Annotated in this window: 4 protein-coding genes; 1 reads left to right on the top strand and 3 read right to left on the bottom strand. The window is 74.3% G+C overall.

Annotation, left to right across the window (positions count from 1 at the left end):
- Positions 1 to 346: 346 nt before the first annotated feature.
- From aroB to aroC, 3 genes are read right to left on the bottom strand one after another with little or no spacing between them, the layout of a single operon-like run.
- The gene (gene aroB / locus G3I42_RS14600) at positions 347 to 1,462 is read right to left on the bottom strand and encodes a 3-dehydroquinate synthase (protein ID WP_164286065.1); all 1,116 of its coding nucleotides are present in this window, start codon (positions 1,460 to 1,462) and stop codon (positions 347 to 349) included.
- Entirely contained in the window at positions 1,459 to 1,974 is a 516-nt protein-coding gene (locus G3I42_RS14595; RefSeq protein WP_164286067.1) for a shikimate kinase, read from the bottom strand. Before G3I42_RS14595 ends, aroB begins: the two co-directional genes overlap by 4 nt.
- Positions 1,975 to 1,997: 23 nt before the next feature.
- Positions 1,998 to 3,182 (bottom strand): chorismate synthase, encoded by a 1,185-nt coding sequence (gene aroC / locus G3I42_RS14590; protein ID WP_164286063.1) that lies wholly within the window; start codon positions 3,180 to 3,182, stop codon positions 1,998 to 2,000.
- A gap of 541 nt (positions 3,183 to 3,723) precedes the next feature.
- On the opposite strand from aroC, the gene G3I42_RS14585 reads away from it, so the two are divergent.
- Entirely contained in the window at positions 3,724 to 6,264 is a 2,541-nt protein-coding gene (locus G3I42_RS14585) for a bifunctional FO biosynthesis protein CofGH (RefSeq protein ID WP_239096448.1), read from the top strand.
- Positions 6,265 to 6,588 lie beyond the last annotated feature (324 nt).

Below are 6,588 nucleotides of genomic sequence, written 5' to 3'. Positions count from 1 at the left end.
TCGACCCCCGGCACGGGACCGGTGGCCGGGGTCGGCCGCAGCGGCAGCGTCGGCGGACCGCCGTGGTGGGGATCGCCGCGCCGCGGGGTTCCGGGGCCCTGCCCCTCGGGGCCGGACCCGTGCGGGGTCCAGGAATCGTGAGGCGGGGTCGCTCCCGCGGAATGCCGCATCCCGTGCCAACTCCGTCTCGTACCGGCTGCTTGCGGGCGTCCGCGCGGGAAAACCGCACGCGATGCCCGGTGCACGGTACCGTTCCCCGGCCGCGCGCGAGAACGCGTGACGGGCCGGAAGACGTCCGTACGCACCCCGTAGGACGGCCTCCGGCCCGTGTCCGCTCCCTGCCGCGTCAGTCCTTCGCGATCTCCCCGTACGCCGCCAGGAGCACCGCGGGGTCGGGGCCCTCCAGGACGACCGGCTTGGCGAGGCCGTCGAGGACGATGAAGCGCAGAAGGTTGCCGCGCGACTTCTTGTCGAGCTTCATGTTCTCCAGCAGGCGCGGCCACTGGTCGCCGCGGTAGCCCAGCGGGAGGCCCACCGCTTCGAGGATCGCGCGGTGGCGGTCGGCGGTGGCGTCGTCGAGGCGGCCCGCGAGGCGGCCGAGTTCGGCGGCGAAGTGCATGCCGACCGCGACGGCCGCGCCGTGGCGCCACGAGTAGCGCTCGTTCTTCTCGATCGCGTGGCCCAGCGTGTGCCCGTAGTTGAGGATCTCGCGGCGCCCGGCCTCCTTGAGGTCGCCCGAGACGACGTCGGCCTTCACGCGGATCGAGCGCACGATCAGCTCGGCGGTGTGCGGGCCCTCCGGCGTGCGCGCGGCGACCGGGTCGGACTCGATGAGATCGAGGATGACCGGATCGGCGATGAATCCCGCCTTGATGACCTCCGCGAGCCCGCTCACGAAGTCGTGCACGGGCAGCGAGGCGAGCGCGGCGAGGTCGCACAGGACCCCGGCGGGCGGGTGGAAGGAACCGACGAGGTTCTTGCCCTCCGCGGTGTTGATGCCGGTCTTGCCGCCGACCGCGGCGTCGACCATGCCGAGCACCGTCGTCGGCACCGCGATCCAGCGCACCCCGCGCAGCCACGTCGCCGCGACGAAGCCCGCGAGGTCGGTCGTCGCGCCGCCGCCGACGCCGACGACGGCGTCGGTGCGCGTGAACCCGGACTGCCCGAGCGCCGTCCAGCAGTAGGCCGCGACCTCGGCGGTCTTCGCCTCCTCGGCGTTCGGCACCTGGATCGCGATCGCCTCGTAGCCCTGCTCGGCGAGGTCGGCGCGGAGCGCCTCGCCGGTCTCGGCGAGCGCCTCGGGGTGGATCACGGCGACGCGCTGGGCCTTCTCGCCGATGAGCGCGGGGAGTTCGCCGAGCAGGTGGTGGCCGACGAGGACCTCGTACGGGGCGCTGCCCTCGGTGCCGCCGATGGCGATACGGGTCGGCGCCGCGGCCTCCCGCGTGCTGTTCTCGCTCACGCTTCCTTCAGCTCCAGTGCGTCGAGGACCGCTGCCGCGACCTCTTCGGGGGTGCGGTCGTCGGTGGCCACGGTGGCGCGGGCGACCTCGGTGTACAGGGGGCGGCGGGCCTCCATCAGCTCGCGCCACGTGCGGCGCGGGTTGACGGCGAGCAGCGGGCGCGCGGTGGCGAGCCCGGTGCGGCGCACGGCCTCGTCGATGTCCATCGTGAGGAAGACGACGGGGTGCCCGCGCAGGAGGGCGCGCGTGCCCGCGTCGAGCACCGCTCCCCCGCCGAGCGCGAGGACGCCCTCGTGCTCGGCGAGCGCGGTGCGCACCGCCTCGCGTTCGAGCGCGCGGAAGTGCTCCTCGCCCTCGTCCACGAAGATGTCGGAGATCTCGCGCCCCTCGGCGGCCACGATGTCGTCGTCCGTGTCGCGGTACACGAGCCCGAGCCGCTCGGCGACGAGGTGCCCGATCGTGGACTTGCCGACGCCCATCGGGCCGACGAGGACGAGCCGGGGACCGCTCACGCCGCTCACGGCGTTCACACCGCTCACCGGATCGGGAGGTTGTCGAGGTACGCGCGGACGTTGCGGCGGGTCTCGGTGACGTTGTCGCCGCCGAACTTCTCGGCGACGGCGTCGGCGAGGACGAGCGCGACCATGGCCTCGGCGACGATCCCGGCCGCGGGCACGGCGCACACGTCGGAGCGCTGGTGGTGGGCCCTGGTGGCCTCGCCGGTGGCGACGTCGACGGTCGCGAGGGCGCGCGGCACCGTCGCGATGGGCTTCATCGCGGCGCGTACGCGCAGGAGTTCACCGGTCGTGAGGCCGCCCTCGGTACCGCCGGAGCGCCCGGTGACGCGGCGGATGCCCTCGTCGGTGCGGACGATCTCGTCGTGCGCCTTGGAGCCGGGCACGCGGGCGAGCCCGAAGCCGTCGCCGACCTCGACGCCCTTGATCGCCTGGATGCCCATGAGCGCCCCGGCGAGCCGCGCGTCGAGCCTGCGGTCCCAGTGCACGTGCGAGCCGAGCCCCACGGGCACGTCGTAGGCGAGGACCTCGACGACGCCGCCGAGCGTGTCGCCGTCCTTGTGGGCCTGGTCGATCTCGGCGACCATCGCCTTGCTCGCGTCGGCGTCGAGGCAGCGCACGGGGTCGGCGTCGAGCTTCTCGACGTCGGCGGGGGTCGGTACGAGGCCGTAGGGGGCCTTCGCGGCGGCGAGCTCCACGACGTGGCTGACGATCTCGATGCCCGCCGTCTCCTTGAGGTACGAGCGGGCGACGGCGCCGAGCGCGACGCGCGCGGCGGTCTCCCGGGCGGAGGCGCGCTCCAGGATCGGGCGGGCCTCGTCGAAGCCGTACTTCTGCATCCCGGCGAGGTCGGCGTGGCCGGGGCGGGGGCGGGTGAGGGGCGCGTTGCGGGCCGATTCGGCGAGGACGCCGGGGTCGACCGGGTCGGCGGCCATGACCTGTTCCCACTTGGGCCACTCGGTGTTGCCGACCATGACGGCGACGGGCGAGCCGAGGGTGAGCCCGTGCCGGACGCCGCCGAGGAAGGTCACCTCGTCGCGCTCGAACTTCATCCGCGCCCCGCGCCCGTAGCCGAGGCGCCGCCTGGCGAGGTGGTCGGCGACCATATCGGTGGTGACGGGGACACCGGCGGGAAGTCCCTCCAGCGTCGCCACGAGTGCGGGACCGTGCGACTCTCCCGCGGTCAGCCAACGCAGCCTGCTCAACGGTGCTCCTCCTGCTCGCGCGTGGAACTGCGGCGCGACCGGGTGCGCGGCCCTGGCCGGCCGCCTCCGATCCTCCCACGAAGCGGGGCACGGATCGGAGCGGGTCCACGGAGCGGACCGGGGCGTGGCGGGGAGCGGGGCGCCGGCGAGGTGGGGTGCGGCGGGCCGGCGGGGTGCGCCGCGTCGGTGGCGGGTCCCGCGTCCGGGGCGCCCCGCCCCGGTATCCCGGGTCCGTCGTTCATGCTCGTCTCCCCTTCGCCGGCCGCCCCGGCCGGCCGTCGGCGGTCACAGAGGCCAGTTTGCCTGCCGAGGGCGCAAACGTCAGCCTCGGGAGGGGGTGAGGGGCGGTCAATCGGGCCCCCGCCACCGGCCTCACACGCCGCCACCGCCAACCCCGCACTTCCACCGCGACCCGCCACCCCGCCAGCGACCCCGCGACCAGCACGCCCCCTACCGGCAGGCCCCCCTCCTCGCGCCCCGCCCCCGTCCTATGCTCGACGTCATGACTGCTCCGCACCCCTCCCGGCCCACCGAATCCGCCATGCGCCGCGCGCTGCGGCGGGCGAGGGACGGGGTCGCGCTCGATGTGACCGAGGCCGCCGTCCTGCTCCAGGCCCGTGGTGACGACCTGAAGGACCTCTCGGCCTCGGCGGCGCGCGTCCGCGACGCGGGGCTCGAAGCGGTGGGCAGGCCCGGCGTGCTCACATACTCGAAGAAGGTCTTCATCCCGCTCACCCGGCTGTGCCGGGACACGTGCCACTACTGCACCTTCGTCACCGTCCCCGGCAAGCTCCGCCGCGACGGCCAGGGCATGTTCATGTCGCCGGACGAGATCCTGGACGTCGCCCGCGAGGGCGCCGCGCTCGGCTGCAAGGAAGCGCTCTTCACGCTCGGCGACAAGCCCGAGGACCGCTGGCCCGAGGCCCGCGAATGGCTCGACGCGCACGGCTACGACGACACGCTCGCGTACGTACGGGCCATGGCGATCCGCGTCCTGGAGGAGACCGGTCTCCTCCCGCACCTCAACCCCGGCGTCCTGTCCTGGTCCGACCTCCAGCGGCTCAAGCCCGTCGCGCCCTCGCTCGGCATGATGCTGGAGACGACGGCGACCCGGCTGTGGTCCGAGAAGGGCGGCCCCCACCACGGCTCCCCCGACAAGGAACCCGCCGTGCGGCTGCGGGTGCTGGAGGACGCGGGCCGCAGCAACGTCCCCTTCACGAGCGGGGTCCTCATCGGCATCGGCGAGTCCTACGAGGAGCGCGCCGACTCCCTCTTCCAGCTCCGCCGCGTCCAGCGCGCCTACCACGGCCTCCAGGAAGTCATCGTCCAGAACTTCCGCGCGAAGCCCGACACGGCCATGCGGGCGATGCCGGACGCGGAGCTGGAGGAACTGGCCGCGTGCATCGCCGTCGCCCGCCACCTCCTCGGCCCCGAGGCGCGCATCCAGGCGCCGCCCAACCTCGTCGACCGGGAGTACGGCCTCATCATCGGGGCGGGCATCGACGACTGGGGCGGCGTCTCACCGCTCACTCCCGACCACGTCAACCCCGAGCGCCCCTGGCCCCAGATCGAGGAACTGGCCGCGCACACCGCCGCGTCGGGCTACGAGCTGCGCGAACGCCTCACCATCTACCCGGAGTTCCTCAACCGCGGCGAGCCCTGGCTCGACCCGCGCCTCCTCCCGCACGTGCGCGCCCTCGCCGACCCCGCCACCGGCCTCGCCCGTCCCGGCGCGCGCCCCGAGGGCCTGCCCTGGCAGGAGCCCGACGAGGGCTTCACCGCGAGCGGCCGCACCGACCTGCACACGGCGATCGACACGGAGGGCCGCAGCGCCGACCGGCGCGGCGACTTCGACGCGGTGTACGGGGACTGGGCGGCGCTGCGCGAACAGGCCGCGCCCGGCATGGTCCCCCAGCGCATCGACACCGACGTGCGCCAGGCCCTCGCCGTCGCCGCCGACGACCCGACCCGTCTCACCGACGACGAGGCGCTCGCCCTCCTGCACGCCGACGGGCCCGCGCTCGACGCCGTGTGCCGGATCGCGGACGACATCCGCAAGAGCGTCGTCGGCGAGGACGTCACCTACATCGTCACGCGCAACATCAACTTCACCAACGTCTGCTACACCGGCTGCCGTTTCTGCGCCTTCGCGCAGCGCCGCACCGACGCCGACGCCTACACCCTCTCCCTCGACCAGGTCGCCGACCGCGCCCAACAGGCGTGGGACGTCGGCGCGGTCGAGGTCTGCATGCAGGGCGGCATCCACCCCGACCTGCCCGGCACCGCGTACTTCGACATCGCGCGCGCGGTCAAGGAACGCGTCCCCGGCATGCACGTGCACGCCTTCTCGCCCATGGAGGTCGTCAACGGCGCGGCGCGCACGGGACTTTCGGTACGGGAATGGCTCATCGCCGCGAAGGAGGCGGGCCTCGACACGATCCCCGGCACGGCCGCCGAGATCCTCGACGACGAGGTCCGCTGGGTCCTCACCAAGGGCAAACTCCCCGCCGCCGACTGGATCGACGTCGTCACGACCGCGCACGAACTCGGCATCCGCTCCAGCTCCACGATGATGTACGGGCACGTCGACCAGCCCCGCCACTGGCTCGGCCACTTCCGCACCCTCGCCGCGATCCAGCAACGCACTGGCGGTTTCACGGAGTTCGTCACCCTTCCCTTCATCCACACCAACGCCCCCGTCTACCTCGCGGGCATCGCCCGCCCGGGCCCGACCGCCCGCGACAACCGCGCGGTCACCGCGATGGCCCGCATCCTCCTGCACCCCCACATCCCGAACATCCAGACGAGCTGGGTGAAGCTCGGCGCGGAGGGCGCGGCGGAGATGCTCCGCTCGGGCGCCAACGACCTCGGCGGCACCCTGATGGAGGAGACCATCTCCCGTATGGCGGGCTCGCGTTACGGCTCCTACCGCTCCATCCGCGACCTCGAAGCCATCGCCGAGGCAGCCGGCCGCCCCCACCGCCCCCGCACCACCACCTACGGCGAGGTCCCCCCCGCCCGCATGACCACCGCCCGCGCCTCCGACGGCCACCTCCCCGACCTCCTCCCGGTCCTGGACTGACCGGGAGGAGCGCACGGACCGGGTCCACCGGCGGGGGCGCCGCCCGCACGAGGCCGCGCCCCCGCCGTACACCTGTCGCCCCCTGCCCGTGCACCCTTCGCCCCCCGCCCGTACACCAGTCGCCCCGCCCCGCCTCCGCGTCCCCCGTGACACCCCCTCCCCGCACCCGCTAGCGTGCGAGATCCCCACAGCGGCGAAGGAGGCGGCAGCCAATGGGCAGCGCGACACCCGGGACTGCGGACCGCGCGCACGCCACCCCACCGGGAGCGCGACAGCCGCCCGGGGAGCAAGCCGCTCCGGGAGCGGGGGCCCCGCCCGGCGCCG

It is taken from the genome of Streptomyces sp. SID11385 (assembly GCF_010548245.1).
Lineage (GTDB): Bacteria > Actinomycetota > Actinomycetes > Streptomycetales > Streptomycetaceae > Streptomyces.
The sequence above is the reverse complement of the archived record's forward strand: the minus strand, read 5'-3'. Positions and strand labels throughout refer to the sequence as shown.

What these genes read in the sequence shown, in the direction of transcription:
- G3I42_RS14585 (WP_239096448.1), top strand. Translation starts at nt 3,724, where the DNA reads ATGCGCCGCGCGCTGCGGCGGGCGAGGGACGGGGTCGCGCTCGATGTG.